Below are 19006 nucleotides of genomic sequence, written 5' to 3'. Positions count from 1 at the left end.
GAGAAAGGCCCGCTTATGCGGGCCTTTTTTTATGCCTTGCGCTGCGTTTCCCGCCAGATGCGCCAGGCCATGCCCGCCAGCAGGATTACGCCCGCGATCAGCACGCCCCACACCAGCAGGGCGTTCATCCAGCTCGCCCGCTCGCCTGCAGAGGTGGCGTTTAGCCGCCCCTCACCGCCCAACGCGACATTATCCAGAATATCGGCCTGCGGCAGGTTCGCCATATCATAGGTCTTGCGCAGATCGGCTGGGATCAGCATGTCAGGTTCCACCTGTGCAGGCTTTGCGGCGCCGTTGCCCCAGGCGAGCACGTACGGCGCTTTACCCTGCGCGTTGAACACCAGGTCATAGCGGTCGCGATGCCCCGTGACGCTCGGCAGGTATTCTGGCAGACGCGCATTCAGCGTCGTGATTTTCACTGCCTGCACCAGGTCCCCGTTTAGCGAAACCGGTCCGGATGTTTTCCCCTCCAGGCGGTAAATCACCTCTTTTTTCAGGGGATGCCATGTGTCTTTTTCCGTACGCCGCCACGCGATCTCCACGGGAAGGACGCCATCGCCGTTCAGCGAGATGCTAACAGCGCTCAGCGGCTGCGGACGCGTCCAGCGCCACTGCGCTTCGGTTGTCGATAGCTGCTCCCCTTCCCCCTCAAGATTGATCTCTTCCGGGGCCGCCTGCGCAGGTGCGCTGATTGCGTTTACGCCGGTCAACGTTACCCCCTGGCTCTGCGTATTCAGCACCACCATGAGATAGCGATTCGCCTCGGGAGATAAAACCGTGTCGGTATCGATCCGATCGAGCTTAAGGCGATCCTGGCCGCTGGCGACGTCCAGCAGCGGCATATCTTCGCGAAGGGTATACCAGCGCTTAAGATCCTCGCTGTAATAGACCGACGCCGTTCCCTGCCACGGCGTCTGCGGGGTATTCCAGAGCAGCTGCAGCTGGGATATGGCCAGCTCACCCGTCGTCTGCTCCGGCAAGCTCAGCAGGTAATGTTGCCCGGCTGCGGCGGCTTTTTGCCCCTCCAGCACAATCTCAACGCCGTTTCGGGAACGGAGCCGGATCTTATCGCTGTCACCGGCGTCTGAGGCAGCCGCGAGCGGCGAGGCATCCAGCGGAAAGAGGCGCAGCGCCGTGGACTGCACTGTGGCCTGCGGGCGCGTCGCGGCGATCAGGCTAAAGGGAACCGGCTCACCCGACTGGTTAAAGACGCGAACATCATGCAGATCCGCGGATATGCTCTGCTCATAGACGGCAAGCGGCAGCATCACTCGATACCACCGGGAAGGAACGGACGTGTCGAGTGAACGACCAAAGGCGTAGTCCCGTGGCGATTCCGCCGGTACCTCGTCGCAGAACGCCGGGCCGGAAAGCGCCAGCAGCGCGGTACACGCTACCGCTTTCATCCATTTCATTTTTCATCTCCTGTTTTTGGCGGTAGCGGCGAGAAATAGCCCACGATCAGCACCAGTATCGCCACGCCGATAAACGCCACCGCGCGCGCCAGACCGCCTCCGCCCGCGCTGTCCACCAGCATCAGTTTAACCATCACCACACCCAGCAGCGCGGCCCCGCAGAGCCACTCCTGCCGGGAAGCCCGACGGGTGGCATGGATCATGACCACCAGCGCACTCAGCATCCAGAACAGGGCAAAGCTGGTCTGGATAAGCCGCGAATCCCACAGCGATGCCATATTCCAGGCCACGTCGCCGTACCAGGCCAGGGCGCGCATCAGCGCACCGTTCAGCCACCAGAAGCCAAACGCCATGAGCGCGACGGCAGGCCACGGACGCGCTTGCGCAAGCAATGCAGGGTAGTAGCGGTCCACCGCCCGATAAAAGACCACCAGCCCCAGCAACGCGAACGCTGCGCCTTCCTCAAGCGGGTTTACCAGCGGGAGCCAGGTTTGACGATAGACCACGCCGTCCTGGAAATTGGTCACCACCAGCAATACCAGCAGCGCCACGACGGCAGGGATCGGTGCCAGACACGCATAGAGCGCAGGCCATTCCCGGAACGGCCACGCGCGACGCCGTACCGCAGCAGAGAGCGCCATAATCACCCCGCCGCCTGCGGCCATCGCTAATCCGCTACCCCAGGCCGCCATGCCCCACGGCAGAGACCGGGCAAACCAGTAAAGCTCGGCGGCCAGCGCCAGTAAAATCATCCAGCACAGCGACAGGTGTAGCCCCATCGCGATACTCGGCAGAACCCTTTCACCATCGCGCCGCAGCAGCATCAGCGCGGCAGGAAGTGCAACGCACCAGGCCAGGTTTGACCAGCCGGCGGCAACGATCTGCTGATGCCAGATCTGATACCCCACCATCAGCAGCATAACCGGCCACAGCAGCCATTTGCTGGCGTCCAGCTCTCGCCACGCCAGACGAGCGGCCACCTGCCGCCAGCCCCAGACCGACGCCGCCGTCAGCGCCAGCACGCCCGCCAGAATCGGTAATTCTTTCGTAAGTACAAGCTGCGACGCACCCAGCTGCGCTACCAGCCAGAACAGCAGCCCGCCTGCCAGCAGCGCCCAGCTGACCGGCAGAAAAAGAGTCCGCCACAGCCAGGCCGCTGCCAGCCAGCAAAGGCTGAGGATGGCGAAGATAAGGAGCAGGCTCAGCGACGTAACGCCGTCCGTTTGCGCCCACAGCGCGCTGCCGAGGGCCAGCACCAGCAGCGCCGTCCCGCTATAGCTCATGCGCCGCTGGTGCTGCTGCACGCCCAGCCAGAGAATACCCAGCCCCTCCAGCGCCCAGGCCATTGCCGTCCAGCGCGCCGACAGCGCCAGCGGAATGGCGAGCGTGGCAAACCCGCCGCCGATCGCCAGCGCCGCCATGACCAGCGGCCGTCCGAGGGAGGGATAGCGCCGCAGCGCGAGGTACGCGAGGGTGAGATAAAATGCGCCGTATCCCAGCGCGCTCAGCGCCGGGCCATATTCCCAGTGTCGGGTCATGCCGTACTGCATCCCGAAGCCGATCAGCGGCGGGGCAAACAGCAGCACGCCGTCAACGATCTGCTTCCCTTTCTCCTGCGCCCGCAGCGACAGCGCCACGCTCAGCACGCCGAAGATCAGCGTATTGGCAATCAGGAACAGCTGGCAGATCCAATAGTCTTCAGGCTGGTAATCACTCAGCCCCCACAGGCCGCCCACGCCGAACGTGAACAGCAGCCCGAGCAGGTTCAGCTCGCGCCAGTGCTGCCAGATGCTGATGGCAAGAATGCCGATAGACAGCAGGAGATAGAAAGAGAACAGCGCGACAAAGCTGCCGCCCCCGGTAGACAACAGCAGCGGCGCAAGGTAGCCGCCGAGGCTCGCCAGCATGGCCAGGCTCAGCGCCTTCTGCAGCACCGCCAGCCCGACGCTCGCCGCGCAGATCACCACCAGCAGCGCAAAAGCCAGCATCATCGGCAGCATTTGCCAGAGCCGGAAGGCGCCAAACACCGTCAGGTAAAGCACCCCGGTCGCCCCGCCCTGGAGGATCAGCGCATAGACCCGCTGCCTGTGCCGCAGCCGCCACCCAATCGCCAGCAGAACAACGGCAAACAGCGCCGCTGCCACGAGGCGCAGCTCAAGCGGGAACAGGGAATGTTCGACGGTATAGCGCAGCAGGAAAGAGAGGCCAAGGAAGAGCAGCAGAATGCCCAGCTTCGCCAGTGGATTGCCCTGCATGAACCAGCGCGCCAGCGACGTCAGGATGCCGCCAAAGGCTGAAGGCTGTTTTGCCGCAGGGGTCGGGGCCTGGGAAGAAGCGGGTTCTGCCACCGCTGCGGGAATATCGGGTCGCCAGGGGTCGACAGGCGCGGGAGCGTCCTCCACCACTGGCGCGTTCATAGCCTCCGGCGCGGCGGTCTGCACCGGCTCCGGCGCGTTCTCAGGCACGCCGCGCTGCTCAAGCGCCTCTATGCGCTGGCGTAGCCGGGCGATCTCCTGCTGCGCCGCCGTACTGCGATTAAACCCGATAACCGCAAGCACGGGCGCAACCAGCAGCGCAAAAACCAGGAATAAACAGCCAAGGATGTAAAGCTCGTCCATGTTTCCACCTTCACCGTAAACGATCCGTTAAGATTGACACAAATCGTTGCATTTGCGCCATCTTAAAAGGTGGAAACATTAGCGCATTAGCTGCCGAACCAGATCGTCGCGGATACCGCAGGCAGCGCCAGCACGCCGTCCTGTATCGTCGCCTTGCCCTCTTTGCTCTTCCACGCAGCCACCTTCAGCAGCGGTGAATCATCCAGCACCACTTCGCAGGCCTCGCCCCGGTTGATCGCCACCAGCACGCGCTGCTGGTTATAGACGCGAGCAAACACCACCACGTTATCGTGGGCGTACACCACCTGACAGCCGCCGTAGCGCAGGGCGAGACTCTGCTTACGCAGCTTCGCCAGGCGCTGATACAGGCTGAACAGCACCTTGTCCTGTTTCTCCGGCGCCCACGGGAAGGTTTTGCGGCAGAACGGATCGTTGTTGCCGTCCAGCCCCACCTCGTCTCCGTAGTAGATGCACGGCACGCCCGGCCAGGTGAAGAGCCAGGTCACCGCCAGCGGCAGACGCGCGACATCCTTGCCCAGCAGGGATTTAAAACGCGCGGTATCGTGGCTATCGAGCTGGTTAAACATCCGCAGCTGCTGCTGATGCGACAGCCCGGCGCGGTAGTTCTCCATCCACGCCATGCAGGTTTCCGCGTCGATATGATTCGGATCGTAGGAGATATCGGTGTTGGCGAGGAATCCCCACAGCGGGAAGGTAAAGCCGCGATAGTTCATCGCCGCATCTTCCGCATCGTTCTGCAGCCACTGGCGCGCGTCACCAAAGTGCTCGCCAAAAACGAACGCTTCCGGCTGTGCGGCTTTTGCCGAGCGCGTTATGCCGGCGACGTGCTGAAGATTGTTCCGCGCCCCGCCCGCTTCGCCGAGCATATGCACCACGTCCAGACGCCAGCCGTCCATATTCCACGGCGCCTTCAGCCAGTGTCGGACGATGCTGTCTTCGCCGCCGTAGATTTCATTAACGAGCGTTGGCGACTGGAAATCCAGCTTCGGCAGGCTCGGGTAGCCCAGCCAGTCCAGCGCGCGGCCCTCCTCGTTAAAGCTGTACCAGTCGCGCTGCGGCGAATCCGGGTTATGACATGCCCCGCCCATCGACTGGTTATGCCGATCAAACCACGCATGCGAATCGCCGCTGTGGTTGAACACGCCGTCCAGGATCAGGCGCATCCCCTCTTTTTGCGTATTCTTACGCAAGCGCAGCAGCGCCTCGTCGCCGCCAAACTGCTCATCAACGTGGCGATAATCTTCGGTATCGTATTTGTGTACGCTCGGGGCTTTAAACACCGGGTTGAGGTACAGCGCCGTCACGCCCAGTTTTTTCAGGTACGGCAGCTTTTCGCTGATACCGTCGAGATCGCCGCCGTAGAAGGTCGAGCCGCCCGCCTGCGCGGTTAACGGCTCATCCCACGCTTTCAGGATAATGTCGTGGCCCGCGGCATGGTGGTAATAGATCTTATCCTGGTCGGCAGTGCGCTTTTCGCTGCGCGCAAAACGGTCCGGGAAAATCTGGTAAAAGACCTGATCGTTAACCCACTGCGGGCCGTTATCCGGATAATCGACCGCAAACTGCTCCAGCCGTGCAGGCGGGAAACGGCTAAACCCCTGCGGGGTAAACCACAGCTGGCGGTTGTTCCACAAAAGCTTAAAGCTGTAGCGGCGGCGCGGCTGTCCGCTGTTCAGATCGATATTCGCCCGCCAGGCGGTGATCCCCGGCTGCGGCTGGCTGCGCAGCTTGTGCATTTTCAACCCGGTCTCTTCGTTATCGATTTCGGCGCGGAGCGTCACGTGATCGGGCTGGTTTTCCCCCGCCAGCCAGAGCGTAATCACAAGGTTGTCTTTGTTTTGCTTAACAAATGGGGCAACCGGAAGGTGCCAGGCGTTTAACATCACGAATCCCCTCTGATGAAATTGACGTCACCTTGCCACAGGGTGGTTAAGGATAGCTCACCATGATGGGATTTATTGGGGGAGGAGGACGGGGGAGGAGTTTTTTTGGGGGGTAAAAGGGAGTGTAGGCCGGGTAAGCGCAGCGCCACCCGGCATTTTTACCTTACTGCGCTTCCGCCAGCTGACGGTCGCGGCGGCATTTGAACACCCAGCCCACCAGCAGCAGCACGATCCACGCGCAGCCCACGTAGAGCGAAATGCGGGTGTCCGGATGGTAGCCAATCAGGCCAATGATAAACACCAGGAAGATCAGCCCGACGACGGTCGTCGCCACCCCGCCCGGTACTTTGAACTTCAGCGCTTTCGCCTCATCCGGCGACAGGCGACGGCGGAAGGCAATCTGCGACAGCAGGATCATGATCCACACCCACACCGTCGCGAAGGTCGCCAGGGATGCAATCACCAGGAAGACGTTCTCCGGCATGATGTAGTTCAGATAAACCGAGAACAGCAGCGCCACGGTCATCACCACAACGGTCACCCACGGCGTGCCGCGGCGCGAGGTTTTGGCGAACACCTTCGGCGCGCTGCCCTGCTCTGCCATGCCGTGCAGCATACGCCCCACGCCAAAGACGTCACTGTTGATCGCCGAAAGCGACGCGGTCAGCACCACAAAGTTCAGAATGCTAGCCGCAAAGGCAATGCCCATATGCTGGAAGGTCAGGACAAACGGGCTACCGTTGGTACCCACCTGATTCCACGGGTAGATGGACATGATCACAAACAGCGTACCCACATAAAACACCAGAATACGCATCGGCACCGAGTTGATCGCACGCGGAATGGATTTCTCCGGGTCTTTCGCTTCACCGGCAGTGATACCGATAATCTCGATACCGCCGTAGGCGAACATCACCATCTGCAGCGACATCACCATGCCGAGCCAGCCGTTGCTGAAGAAGCCACCGTTGCTCCAGAGGTTATGGATCCCGGTCGGCTGCCCGCCGTTGCCAATCCCCCAGATGATGATCCCGAAACCGGCCACAATCATGATGATAATGGTGGCGACCTTGAAGAAGGAGAACCAGAACTCCAGCTCGCCGAACACCTTCACGCTCATCAGGTTGACGGCGCAAATGATCAGCACCACGCTCAGCACCCAAATCCAGTGCGGCACCGCCGGGAACCAGACGCCCATATAGATGCCAAACGCCGTCACGTCGGCTATTGCCACGATCAGGATTTCGAAGCAGTAGGTCCAGCCGGTGATAAACCCGGCCAGCGGGCCGAGGTTTTCCTGCGCGTAGCGCGAGAAGGAGCTGGCGGAGGGGTTATGAACCGACATTTCGCCGAGGGCGCGCATGATGATATACGCCGCCACGCCGCCGATGATGTACGCCAGCAGCACGCTTGGACCGGCCATTTTGATGGCATCTGCCGAGCCATAAAAAAGACCGGTGCCAATAGCAGAGCCCAGCGCCATAAAGCGGATGTGGCGCGTGCTCAATCCACGTTTAAGTTTGTTAGTGCTTTCCATTTAAATCTTGCCATTCAACACGAAAAAAACAAAAAACCACGGGGCCTTAAGCCCCGTGGTTAAACAGTTTGTTGCCGTTGATTAATGGGCGTTCGATGCGACCTGACGCCCTGCAGCACGATCCCAGATAACCGCCAGAACCAGTGCAACAACGGTAGGCATCAGCCAGGCCAGACCCTGCTCGGACAGCGGCAGACGCTGTGTCCAGGCTGGCAGAATTTCAGCGAACGCTGATGCTTTAATCCCGTCAAGGATACCAAAAATCAGGCTGATAAACATGGCTGGCGCAATAATTCGTGAGGAGTTGTTCCACCACGGGCGGGTGAAGCTCAGCACCACCAGCACGATGCACGGCGGATAGATCGCCGTCAGTACCGGAATAGAGACCTGAATCAGGTGGCTCAGACCGAGGTTGGATACCGCCATGGAGAAGATACCGAGGATAAACACCAAGGTGCGGTAAGAGAGCGGCAGATACTGCGCAAAGAACTCAGCACAGGCACAGGTCAGGCCAACCGCGGTAACCAGGCAGGCCAGGAAGATGAGCGCCGCCAGCAGCATACTGCCCGCACCACCGAAGGTGTGCTGGACGTAGGCGTGCAGGATAGCCGCACCATTCGCATTCTGATCGACCAGCATCGCGCTATCGGAGCCCAGGCGGAACAGCGCCAGATACAGCAGCGTCAGGCCTACACCGGCCATCAGGCCAGCCCAGATGGTGTAGCGGGTCAGCAGACGCGCTTCGGTCACCCCGCGGGAACGCGCGGCGTTAACGATAACGATACCAAACACCATCGCGCCCAGCGTATCCATCGTCAGGTAGCCGTTCACAAAGCCGTTAGAGAACGCGGCGTTTTTATAGGCATCCATCGCGTCGCTAATCGGGCCTGCAGGCCAGACGATAGCCGCCACCGCCAGAACAATCAGCGCCACAATTTTCAGCGGAGCCAGGAAGTTACCCACGGTATCCAGCAGCTTGCCCGGATAGAGGGAAACCAGAATCACGATAGCGAAGTAGATCAGGCTGTAGATGAACAGCGGCATCGCGCCGTCACCGGTCAGCGGAGCAATACCCACTTCGAAGGAAACGGTCGCGGTACGCGGGGTGGCAAACAGCGGACCCACGGCCAGGTAGCAGACGGTAGCCAGCAGAACGCCCGCCACTTTGCCAATCGGGGTGCTGAGGCTATCTACACCGCCGCCGACTTTCGCCAGCGCGATGACGGTCAGCACCGGCAGACCCACGGCAGTAATCAGGAAACCAAACGCGGCGGTCCAGACGTGTTCACCCGCCTGTAAGCCAACCATTGGAGGGAAAATGATGTTGCCTGCGCCAACGAACAGCGCAAATGTCATAAAGCCCAGCGCGATGATGTCACGCGATTTTAAGTGATGGGTCATAAAACCTTACTGCCTGTGGATGTGGTGTTGAAAACATTGAGATTTTCGCTGCCCCTGACGGGACGATACAGCCGAAAATTTGCTCAATTTTAGCGGGATATGCTCCCGTCCTGGCGTGGAGAAGAATAGTTTTTCGATTTACCACGCAAATACAGTCGGTCTGACAGTATCTGGGGGGCAATTTAAACGCTTATAACGTTTAAAGGCAAGGTGGGATCGTAAAACCAGAACAATATGCCAGCATGAAAATACACTCCAGCACAATACGCTAATTATAAGAAAAACCCATGGCTAATCATGCGAACAAAAAACAGCCAGCCGTATAAAATTCACACGCGTTTCGCTTGACTGCAAAGCAAACGGGCCAGCGATGGCTGACCCGTGGAAAGGTAAAATGACACACCTGCCGTCAGGCGATCTTTTTGGCAATTAATCGTTCCGGGATCACGAAGCTGAAGCGGGTTCCTTTACCCAGGGTACTCTGAATATCGAGACGGCTTTCATGGTGATTCACCGCGTGTTTCACAATCGCCAGCCCCAGGCCGCTTCCGCCCGTCTGCCGCGATCGCGCTTTATCCACGCGATAGAAGCGCTCGGTCAGACGCGGAATATGCTCCGGCGCGATCCCCGGCCCGTTGTCCTCCACGCTAAACTCGGCCCCCGTTGGGATATGCTGCCAGCGCACCACGATCTCCGTTCCTTCCGGCGTATGGTTTACCGCGTTATACACCAGGTTTGAGATAGCGCTACGCAGTTCATCTTCGCTGCCCAGCACCTTAAGCGTGTTGTCGACCTCAAAGGTCAGGTGATGCTTTTTGTGGCTTAACGTCTGCGCTTCACGCTCCACGACTCGCAGCATCATCGGCACATCGATGGTGTCATTCAGCGCGAGCGTGGGTGCCGCTTCAATCTTCGAGAGCGTCAGCAGCTGCTTCACCAGGCCTTCCATCCGGTGCGTTTGCTCGCGCATGGTGTGCAGCGCTTTTTCACGCGGCGCACCTTCCAGCGTTTGCTCCTGCATCATCTCCAGGTAGCCTTGAAGCACGGTCAGCGGGGTACGCAATTCGTGACTGACGTTGGCGAAGAAGTTGCGGCGCGCCCCTTCCAACTGGTGCATCTGGGTGACATCGCGCGCCACCATCAGCCACTGCTTATCGCTGTAGGGCATCACGCGGATCTCCAGATGGCGACCGTTATTGAGCTTGAGATTGTGCGGACGGGTAAAATCACGCTTTTTCAGGTACAGCGTAAACTCGGGATAACGCAGAAGGTTGAGGATATTCTGGCCATTATCGTCCGGCCAGCGCAGGCCCAGCAGCTGCTGCGCCAGGCCGTTACACCAGAAGATCGTCCCTTCTTCGGTGGTCAGAATGACCGCATCCGGTAGCGACTCCGCACCGCTGCGAAAACGCTTAATCAGGCTTCCCAGCTCGCGGCGGCGCTTTTTATTTCGCATCTGCATCTGGTGCAGACCGTACAGCAGCGGCTCCCAGCTGCCGCTTCCGGGCGGCGGCGTCATGCTTCGGTCAACCCACAGCCACCAGGAGAGGCGCAGCAGGTTCCAGAAATGCCAGATCAGCAGCCCGGTGACCGACGCCAGCAGAAACCACGGCAGATGTCCAAGAAAGGCCCCCAGAATGAAGGCCGGAATACAGCATAAGATCAGTTCAAAGACGAGCCTTTTCCATGACAGACGTTCCAGCACGCGTCACACTCCTGTCATTGTTCAGAAACGGGTAGAAAAACGATAACCCGTGCCGCGGACCGTCTGCACCATGCGATCGTGGCCGCTCAGTTCCAGCGCTTTTCGCAGGCGGCGGATATGTACGTCAACCGTCCGGTCTTCGACATACACGTTAGTTCCCCAGACGTTATTCAGCAACTGCTCGCGGCTGTACACGCGTTCCGGGTGGGTCATAAAGAAGTGCAGAAGTTTAAATTCGGTAGGCCCCATGTCGAGGGGATTTTCACCGGTCATCACGCGGTGAGAAGTCGGATCAAGGCTCAGCCCCTGCATCTCAATCACCTCTTCCACCGCCATCGGCGAAATACGGCGCATCACGGCTTTAATGCGGGCCACCAGCTCTTTGGGGGAGAACGGTTTGGTAATGTAATCGTCCGCGCCGGTCTCCAGACCGCGCACACGATCCTCTTCTTCTCCGCGCGCCGTAAGCATCACAACCGGGATGTCGCGGGTCAGCGCTTCACGCTTCAGGTGTTTGATAAACTGCAGTCCGGAGCCGCCGGGCAGCATCCAGTCCAGCAGAATCAGATCGGGCCAGGGTTCATTCAGCTGGTTCACTGCGCTGTCATAATCTTCCGCTTCAACCGGCTGGAAGCCGTTTTGCTCGAGCACGAAGCACACCATTTCACGAATTGGAGCTTCATCTTCTACGACCAGAATACGTCTCGCCATACTTTGCCCTGTCTTATCTTATTTACGTTACAAGTTTGTAATTCGGCGCCATTATGCGTCAGATTTATGACAGATTTATGAAAAACAGTACCACTATAAATGGCAAACTGTTGTTTTATTACAGCGGTTATTTTCCCTTCTCTGAACGTTTATAATCCTGCTTTCTCTTTTTTGCCACGGATCAGCTATGCGCATACTTCACACCTCGGACTGGCATCTGGGTCAAAATTTTTACAGCAAAAGCCGTGCGGCTGAACATGAAGCGTTCCTGAACTGGCTGCTGGAAACGGCCCGGACGCATGAGGTGGACGCGATTATCGTGGCGGGAGATATTTTTGATACCGGCTCGCCGCCGAGCTATGCGCGTGAGCTGTACAACCGCTTCGTGGTGAATCTGCAGCAAACCGGCTGTCATCTGGTGATTGTCGCCGGCAACCATGATTCCGTCGCGACGCTTAACGAATCCCGCGACATCCTGGCGTTTCTCAATACCACCGTCGTCGCCAGCGCCGGGCACGCCCCGCAGATCCTGAAAAAGCGCGACGGGTCGCCCGGGGCGGTACTGTGTCCGATTCCCTTTTTGCGTCCGCGCGACATCGTGCAAAGCCAGGCGGGGCTGTCGGGTGCGGAAAAGCAGCAGCATTTGTTACAGGCGATCGCCGATTATTACCGCCAGCAGCACGCCGAAGCCTGTGCCCTGCGCGGTGACCAGCCGATTCCGGTGATTGCGACCGGGCACCTCACCACCGTCGGGGCCAGTAAAAGTGACGCCGTGCGTGACATCTATATCGGCACGCTGGATGCCTTTCCGGCGCAGCACTTCCCGCCAGCCGACTACATTGCGCTCGGACACATCCACCGGGCGCAGATCGTCGGCGGCTGCGAGCACATCCGCTACTGCGGCTCGCCCCTTTCGCTCAGCTTTGACGAAACGGGCAAAGCCAAATCCGTACATCTGGTGACCTTCTCCGACGGAAAACTCAGCGCCGTCGACACGCTGGAGGTGCCCGTAACTCAACCGCTGGCGGTGCTGAAAGGCGATCTCGATGCCATCACCGCCCAGCTGGAGCAGTGGCGCGGCGTCGAGCAAGATCCCCCCATCTGGCTGGACATCGAAATCACCACCGACGACTACCTGCACGATATTCAGCGGAAAATCCAGGCGCTGACCGAAGACCTGCCGGTAGAGGTCTTGCTGGTGCGCCGCAGCCGCGAGCAGCGCGAGAAAATTCTGCTAAGCGCTCAACGCGAAACGCTCAGTGAACTGGGGGTCGAAGAGGTATTTGAACGCAGGCTCTCACAGGAGGAGATTGACGATGCGAAGCGCGCAAGGCTCAGCGAACTGTTCAGCCATACCCTACGTGCGCTCAATGATGAGGAAGAAAACGCGTGAAAATTTTGAGCCTGCGCCTGAAAAATCTCAACTCCCTCAAGGGCGAGTGGAAAATTGACTTTACCGCTGAGCCGTTTGCCAGCAACGGGCTGTTTGCCATCACCGGCGCAACCGGGGCAGGTAAAACCACCCTGCTCGACGCCATCTGTCTGGCGCTTTATCACGAAACGCCGCGCCTGAATAAAGTCTCCCAGGCGCAAAATGACCTGATGACCCGCGACACCGCCGAGTGTCTGGCGGAAGTGGAGTTCGAGGTAAAAGGCACCGCCTATCGCGCCTTCTGGAGCCAGAACCGGGCGCGCAACCAGCCGGACGGTAACCTGCAGGCGCCGCGCGTGGAGCTGGCGCGCTGCGAAGATGGCAAAATCCTGGCCGACAAAGTGACGGATAAACTGGAGCAAACCGCCGCGCTCACCGGGCTGGACTACGGGCGCTTTACCCGCTCGATGCTGCTCTCTCAGGGGCAGTTTGCCGCCTTCCTTAATGCCAAGCCGAGCGATCGCGCCGAGCTGCTGGAAGAGCTGACCGGCACCGAAATCTACGGTCAGATTTCCGCCATGGTGTTTGAGAAACACAAAGCGGCCCGCAGCGTGCTTGAAAAGTGCGAGGCGCAGGCGGCGGGCGTCGTGCTGTTGAGCGAAGAACAACAGCAGCAGTTACAGCAAAGTTTGCAGGCACTTACTGACGCAGAGAAAACCCTGCTGGAACAGCAGCAAAACCAACAGAAACATTTTCAGTGGCTTACGCGCCATGATGAGCTTGCGCGCGAGCAACAGCGCGTCGCCGCAATGCAGCAGCAGGCGCAACAGGCGCTGACGGACGCTGCGCCTGAGCTGGCAAAGCTCCAGCTCGCTCTGCCCGCCGCCCAGCTTCGCCCGCTCTGGGAACATCAGCAGGAGCAAACCGCGCGTCTGGCGCAAACGCAGCAGCGAATTATCGAAGTAAATACTCGCTTACAAGCCAGAACCGCGCTGCGTTCACGTATTCGCAATACCGCCCTGCGTAACCACGAGCTGCTTCAGACCGAACTGACGGCGCTGGCGCAGTGGCTGACGGAGCACGAGCGCTATCGTCTGTTAGGCCAGGAGATTGCAGGCTGGCGCGCCCAGTTCTCTCAGCTTAACCGTGATAAAACGCAGTTAGCCTCGCTTGCTGCGCGGATAGGTGAATTACGCAACAGGCTGGCTGCGATGCCGGAAAGCGCGTTGACGCTGACGGCGGATGAGGTCAGCGCGGCCATGGAGCAGCAGTCCAGGTCCCGCACGCTGCGCCAGCAGCTGACGTCGCTGCATGCCCGCTATCAGCCGCTGCAAAAGCGCCTGCGCCAGAGCGGTGAAAGCGTGCAGAAGGCCCAGGCCGAACAAAATAAACTCAATGAAACGCTGACGCTGCGCCGCCAGCAGTACAAAGAGAAAAACCAGCACTATCTCGATCTAAAAGCCCTGTGCGAAACCGAAGCAACAATTAAGAAGCTGGAGCATTACCGCTCCCGGCTTGAGGCGGGCAAACCCTGTCCGCTGTGCGGTTCCTGCGAACATCCGGCCGTTGAGCAATATCAGTCGCTTGAGCTGACGGATAACCAGCGCCGCCGTGATGCCCTGGAAAAAGAGGTCGCCGCCCTTAAAGAGGAAGGCCTGCTGGTGCTGGGACAGGTCAATGCCCTGACTCAGCAGATCCAGCGCGAGACAGACGACGCGCAGACGCTTTCTCAGGAAGAGCAAGCGCTCACTAAAGAGTGGGTGGCGGCCTGCATGTCCCTGAACATTACCTTGAATATTCAGGACGATATCGCGCCATGGCTGAACGAACAGGAACATTACGAGCGCCAGCTTTATCAGCTCAGTCAGCGTCTCACCCTGCAGAACCAGCTGAGCGAACAGGAAGCGCAGGAGCGGCAGTATCAGCAGCAGCTGGCGGCCACGCGGCAGGCGCTGGAACATGCCCTGCTCGCGCTCTCGCTTAACGCACCTGAAGAGGGTCAGGAAGCCGCCTGGCTTCAGGCCCGCGAAGCGGAATTCACGCAGTGGCAGGAGAAGCAAACGCAGCACGGCGTGCTTCAGGAACGCATAAACGCCCTGAAGCCGCTGCTCGACGCGCTTCCGGCAGCGAACAGCGAAGACGCCGAACCGGTTATTCCTGATAACTGGCGCGCCATCCACGACGAGTGCGTGTCGCTGCAAAGCCAGCTGACCGCGCAACAGCAGCAGGAAGGGCTGGAGCGAGAGCGCCTGCAGCAGTCGCAGACGCAGTTCACCGCGGCGCGCTCGGCGAGCTGCTTTGCCGACCAGGACGCGTTTCTTGCCGCCCTGCTGGATGACGACGCTATTCGCCATCTCGAACAGCTAAAACAATCTCTGGAAAACCAGATCCAGCAGGCCGCGGCGCTGTCCGGGCAAGCGAACCAGCAGCTGCAGTCTCATCTGGCGCTGCGCCCGGAAGGGCTCGACGCCGATGCCGCCACGCTGCAAATCCAGCTGCAGCAGCTGGCGCAACAGCTGCGCGAGAACACCACGCATCAGGGCGAGATCCGCCAGCAGCTTAAGCAGGACAGCGATAACCGGCAGCACCAGCTGGCGTTGATGCTGCAAATTGAAGAGGCCGCGCGCCAGGCAGATGACTGGGGTTACCTGAACGCACTGATCGGCTCCAGCACCGGCGACAAGTTCCGTAAGTTCGCCCAGGGGCTGACGCTGGACAATCTCGTCTGGCTCGCAAACCAGCAGCTTAACCGCCTGCACGGGCGTTATTTATTGCAGCGTAAGGCCAGCGACGCGCTGGAGCTGGAAGTGGTGGATACGTGGCAGGCGGATGCGGTCCGCGATACCCGCACCCTCTCCGGCGGCGAGAGCTTCCTGGTCAGCCTGGCGCTGGCGCTGGCGCTTTCCGATCTGGTGAGTCATAAAACGCGGATCGATTCCCTGTTCCTGGATGAAGGGTTCGGCACGCTCGACAGTGAGACGCTGGATACCGCGCTGGATGCGCTCGACGCGCTGAACGCCACCGGGAAAACCATTGGCGTGATCAGCCACGTCGAGGCGATGAAGGAGCGTATTCCGGTGCAGATCAAAGTGAAGAAGATTAACGGGCTGGGGTACAGCAAGCTGGATAAAGAATTTGCCGTGCAGTAAAGGTCCACTCCACATGTAGGCCGGGTAAGGCGTAGCCGCCACCCGGCTTTTTTATTGTGGCTGCCTGAATTCGCCCGCTGGCGCTTCGCTTACCGGGCTTACAGAGCCGTTTATTCTGGCCACAGCCACGCCGCGCCGCGCACGCCGCTGGAGTCCCCGTGGACGGCTTTGCGGATCGGCGTTTCACACTCGCCGCCGAAGACCCACTGCTTCACCAGGTTCGGCACCGTGGCGTACAGCCGGTCGACGTTGCTCATGCCGCCGCCCAGCACAATTACGTCTGGGTCGAGAATATTCACCACGTGCGCCAGGGATTTCGCCAGCCGCATTTCATAGCGGCTCAGGGCCAGCTCCGCCACCGGATCCTGCGCTTCGACCAGACGCATGATCTCATTTCCCTTGAGCGGCTGGCCGCTCAGGCGGTGGTAATCGGTCGCAAAACCGGTACCGGAGATAAAGGTCTCAATACAGCCCTGTTTTCCGCAGTAGCACGGCACTTCGGTGCGGTATTTGAGTTCGTCTTCATCCATCCACGGCAGCGGGTTGTGCCCCCACTCGCCCGCGGTGCCGTTACCGCCGATATGGGCGCGCCCGCCGAACGCTACGCCCGCACCGCAGCCGGTGCCGACGATCACGGCAAACACGGTCTGGGCACCGGCCGCCGCGCCGTCGATGGCCTCAGAGACCGCCAGGCAGTTGGCGTCGTTGGCCAGACGCACTTCCCGCTTCAGGCGCGCGCTTAAATCTTTATCAAACGGCTGACCGTTGAGCCAGGTGGAGTTGGCATTTTTAACCACGCCGGTATATGGCGAGATCGACCCCGGTATCCCCATCCCGACGCTGCCGGTTTGCCCTGTCGCCTGCTCGGCCATCTCGACCAGCCTGGCAATCGTCTCGATAGTCTGGTGATAATCATCGCGCGGCGTTGGCAGACGATGGCGGAACAGCTGCTCCCCCTGCTCGCTCAGTGCGATGACTTCTGTTTTGGTGCCGCCCAAATCGATCCCAATACGCACAAGACTCTCCTCATTATTTTGATTATCAACAGAGTAGAAGCACGCTTCCCGATTAGCAATGCAAGCGATGCGACAATTCGTTATCATGCCCGCTGATTTAACGACAAGGCCGTGGAAATTATCATGCTGTGGTTCAAAAATTTGATGGTTTACCGTCTCAGCCGCGACGTTTCGCTGCGTGCAGAAGAGATGGAAAAACAGTTAGCCGCTTATACCTTTTCCCCTTGCGGTAGCCAGGATATGGCGAAAACCGGTTGGGTTCCGCCAATGGGTTCACAAAGCGATGCACTGACCCACGCCAGCAGCACGGGTCAAATCATCGTCTGCGCCCGTAAAGAAGAGAAAATACTGCCGACGCCGGTGGTTAAGCAGGCACTCGAAGCGAAAATTCTCAAGCTGGAAGCCGAACAGGGCCGCAAGCTGAAAAAGACCGAAAAAGATTCGCTGAAAGATGAAGTACTGCACTCCCTGCTGCCGCGCGCCTTCAGCCGCTTCAGCCAGACCATGATGTGGATCGACACCGTTAACGGGCTGATCATGGTGGACTGCGCCAGCGCCAAGAAAGCAGAAGATACGCTGGCCCTGCTGCGTAAAAGCATCGGCTCGTTACCGGTCGTTCCGCTGGCGCTGGAAACGCCGATCGAGCTGACGCTGACCGAATGGGTACGCAGCGGTGCTGCGGCTCAGGGTTTCCAGATCCTTGATGAAGCCGAGCTGAAAGCCCTGCTGGAAGATGGCGGCGTGATCCGCGCGAAGAAGCAGGATCTGGTGAGCGACGAAATCGCCGTCCACATCGAAGCGGGTAAAGTGGTCACCAAGCTGGCGCTCGACTGGCAGCAGCGTATTCAGTTTGTGATGTGCGACGACGGCTCCGTGAAGCGTCTGAAGTTCTGCGACGAGCTGCGCGATCAGAACGAAGATATCGACAGGGAAGATTACGCCCAGCGTTTCGACGCGGACTTCATCCTGATGACCGGCGAGCTGGCCGCGTTGATTCAGAATCTGGTGGAAGGTCTCGGCGGCGAAGCGCAGAGATAACGGGCAAACCGTAGGCCGGGTAAGCGTTAGCGCCACCCGGCTAATTTTTTATTTCAGGTAGCGGCACAGATAAGAGGTAGGTTCAGCCACCTGCAGATGGAACTCACTGTGGCCAGGGACGTTGAAAACCTGTCCGGCTGCGTAAACTTTCCATTCCGTTTCACCCGGCAGTAAGACGTTCAGCGCCCCGCTGACGACCGTCATCTCTTCCGCTTCCGCCGTGCCAAAGGTGTATTCCCCTTCCGCCATGACGCCAACGCTGGCGCGGCCAGTGCTGCTGCTGGTAAAACCAATGGATTTCACTTTACCGGAAAAGTATTCGTTACTCTGAAGCATGAACTGGCCCTTATATTTTTAGATAAAAATTCACTATAGGGGCCATGCTCATCACCTGTCACGCAAAATCATTACATGAGCAGTTCCGAGGCCAGGCGAGCCATCAGAACGTTGGATAACAGCACCGGCACATCCAGCGCTTTTTGCAGTAAATCACGATGATGCTGGTGGAACCCCAGGCAGTCCAGAATCAGGACATCGGCCCCTCTTTCCAGCAGTTCCTTCCCGGCCGCAATGAGTTTGGCCTCGCTGTCCCAGAACGGATTGGCCAGCGCGTACAAGGGCACTTTTTCCAGCACGTGCCATTTTGCCTCCTGGTTATCCATGAGCTCCTCGATGGGGACAATCACCCCCACCTGATGACCATCCACGATGGAGGCCACCAGCGGCGGAATGATGCGCATCGGTTCCAGCAAAATCGCATTGCGCGCCGTAAGTCCCTTTATGGGGGCGGTGCTCATCAGCAAAATAACGTCATATCCCTGATTATCGAGCACTTCTATTACGCCCTGCAGCGAGCGCTCGATCTTCTGGCGGGAAACATGCGCCAGTTTACCGTCACTTAATAACGTCGCCAGGGGATCCTCCCCCGCCTCGACAGCGTAGTCTTCCATGACCTCTTCCCGACTCATCTTGCCCAGCAGGCTAAGATGCGTAATCTGTTGTTCAGATACATGCTCGGTTAAGAGCGGTAACACTTCGCTTACAGGGACCACACCAATGGTGAGGATCGCCAACGTTGCCTTCATCTTTATCGCCTTCCATTACTCCAACATCGTGCACACAGGTACAGGCTCACTACGC

At 59.2% G+C, this 19006-nt stretch carries 13 protein-coding genes; 3 read left to right on the top strand and 10 right to left on the bottom strand.

Annotated elements, in window-relative coordinates; all coding sequences use genetic code 11:
- Positions 1 to 29 precede the first annotated feature (29 nt).
- The 7 genes from ACOTXI_RS13135 to phoB form a co-directional block, all read right to left on the bottom strand.
- Positions 30 to 1415, bottom strand: a complete 1386-nt coding sequence (locus ACOTXI_RS13135; protein ID WP_058655080.1) for a DUF3999 domain-containing protein — start codon at positions 1413 to 1415, stop codon at positions 30 to 32.
- Entirely contained in the window at positions 1412 to 4033 is a 2622-nt protein-coding gene (locus tag ACOTXI_RS13130; RefSeq protein ID WP_058655081.1) for a DUF2339 domain-containing protein, read from the bottom strand. The genes ACOTXI_RS13135 and ACOTXI_RS13130 overlap by 4 nt, the downstream gene beginning before the upstream one ends.
- An 86-nt stretch (positions 4034 to 4119) precedes the next feature.
- Positions 4120 to 5937, bottom strand: coding sequence for a maltodextrin glucosidase (gene malZ, locus ACOTXI_RS13125; protein ID WP_058655082.1), 1818 nt, complete (start codon positions 5935 to 5937; stop codon positions 4120 to 4122).
- 163 nt (positions 5938 to 6100) lie between these two features.
- A complete protein-coding gene (gene proY, locus ACOTXI_RS13120; protein ID WP_008503261.1) occupies positions 6101 to 7474 on the bottom strand; it encodes a proline-specific permease ProY in 1374 nt (457 codons plus the stop codon).
- Between the two features lie 81 nt (positions 7475 to 7555).
- The gene (brnQ, locus tag ACOTXI_RS13115; protein ID WP_008503262.1) at positions 7556 to 8875 is read right to left on the bottom strand and encodes a branched-chain amino acid transporter carrier protein BrnQ; all 1320 of its coding nucleotides are present in this window, start codon (positions 8873 to 8875) and stop codon (positions 7556 to 7558) included.
- A 409-nt stretch (positions 8876 to 9284) separates the two neighbouring features.
- Positions 9285 to 10580, bottom strand: coding sequence for a phosphate regulon sensor histidine kinase PhoR (gene phoR, locus ACOTXI_RS13110; protein WP_045371764.1), 1296 nt, complete (start codon positions 10578 to 10580; stop codon positions 9285 to 9287).
- Positions 10581 to 10601: 21 nt separating this feature from the next.
- The gene (phoB, locus tag ACOTXI_RS13105) at positions 10602 to 11291 is read right to left on the bottom strand and encodes a phosphate response regulator transcription factor PhoB (RefSeq protein ID WP_008503265.1); all 690 of its coding nucleotides are present in this window, start codon (positions 11289 to 11291) and stop codon (positions 10602 to 10604) included.
- A 187-nt stretch (positions 11292 to 11478) separates the two neighbouring features.
- Between phoB and sbcD the strand changes: the two genes are divergently transcribed.
- Both sbcD and sbcC read left to right on the top strand, forming a co-directional pair.
- Positions 11479 to 12684 carry an exonuclease subunit SbcD gene (gene sbcD / locus ACOTXI_RS13100; RefSeq protein WP_058655083.1) on the top strand — a complete coding sequence of 402 codons (1206 nt, stop codon included), beginning with the start codon at positions 11479 to 11481 and terminating at the stop codon, positions 12682 to 12684.
- The gene (sbcC, locus tag ACOTXI_RS13095) at positions 12681 to 15812 is read left to right on the top strand and encodes an exonuclease subunit SbcC (protein WP_058655084.1); all 3132 of its coding nucleotides are present in this window, start codon (positions 12681 to 12683) and stop codon (positions 15810 to 15812) included. The genes sbcD and sbcC overlap by 4 nt, the downstream gene beginning before the upstream one ends.
- Before the next feature lie 110 nt (positions 15813 to 15922).
- Here sbcC and mak read toward each other — a convergent pair whose 3' ends face one another.
- Entirely contained in the window at positions 15923 to 16828 is a 906-nt protein-coding gene (gene mak, locus ACOTXI_RS13090; RefSeq protein ID WP_008503268.1) for a fructokinase, read from the bottom strand.
- Between the two features lie 123 nt (positions 16829 to 16951).
- Here mak and rdgC point away from each other — a divergent pair, with 123 nt between their 5' ends.
- A complete protein-coding gene (rdgC, locus tag ACOTXI_RS13085; RefSeq protein ID WP_008503269.1) occupies positions 16952 to 17866 on the top strand; it encodes a recombination-associated protein RdgC in 915 nt (304 codons plus the stop codon).
- Between the two features lie 48 nt (positions 17867 to 17914).
- Here the strand turns inward: rdgC and ppnP are convergent, their stop codons facing one another.
- Entirely contained in the window at positions 17915 to 18202 is a 288-nt protein-coding gene (ppnP, locus tag ACOTXI_RS13080; protein WP_008503270.1) for a pyrimidine/purine nucleoside phosphorylase, read from the bottom strand.
- Between the two features lie 71 nt (positions 18203 to 18273).
- Positions 18274 to 18951: an AroM family protein gene (locus tag ACOTXI_RS13075; RefSeq protein WP_008503271.1), complete on the bottom strand. Its 678-nt coding sequence runs from the start codon at positions 18949 to 18951 to the stop codon at positions 18274 to 18276.
- Between the last annotated feature and the right edge of the window lie 55 nt (positions 18952 to 19006).

It is taken from the genome of Enterobacter cloacae complex sp. BZL2005 (assembly GCF_049238885.1).
Lineage (GTDB): Bacteria > Pseudomonadota > Gammaproteobacteria > Enterobacterales > Enterobacteriaceae > Enterobacter > Enterobacter roggenkampii.
The sequence above is the reverse complement of the archived record's forward strand: the minus strand, read 5'-3'. Positions and strand labels throughout refer to the sequence as shown.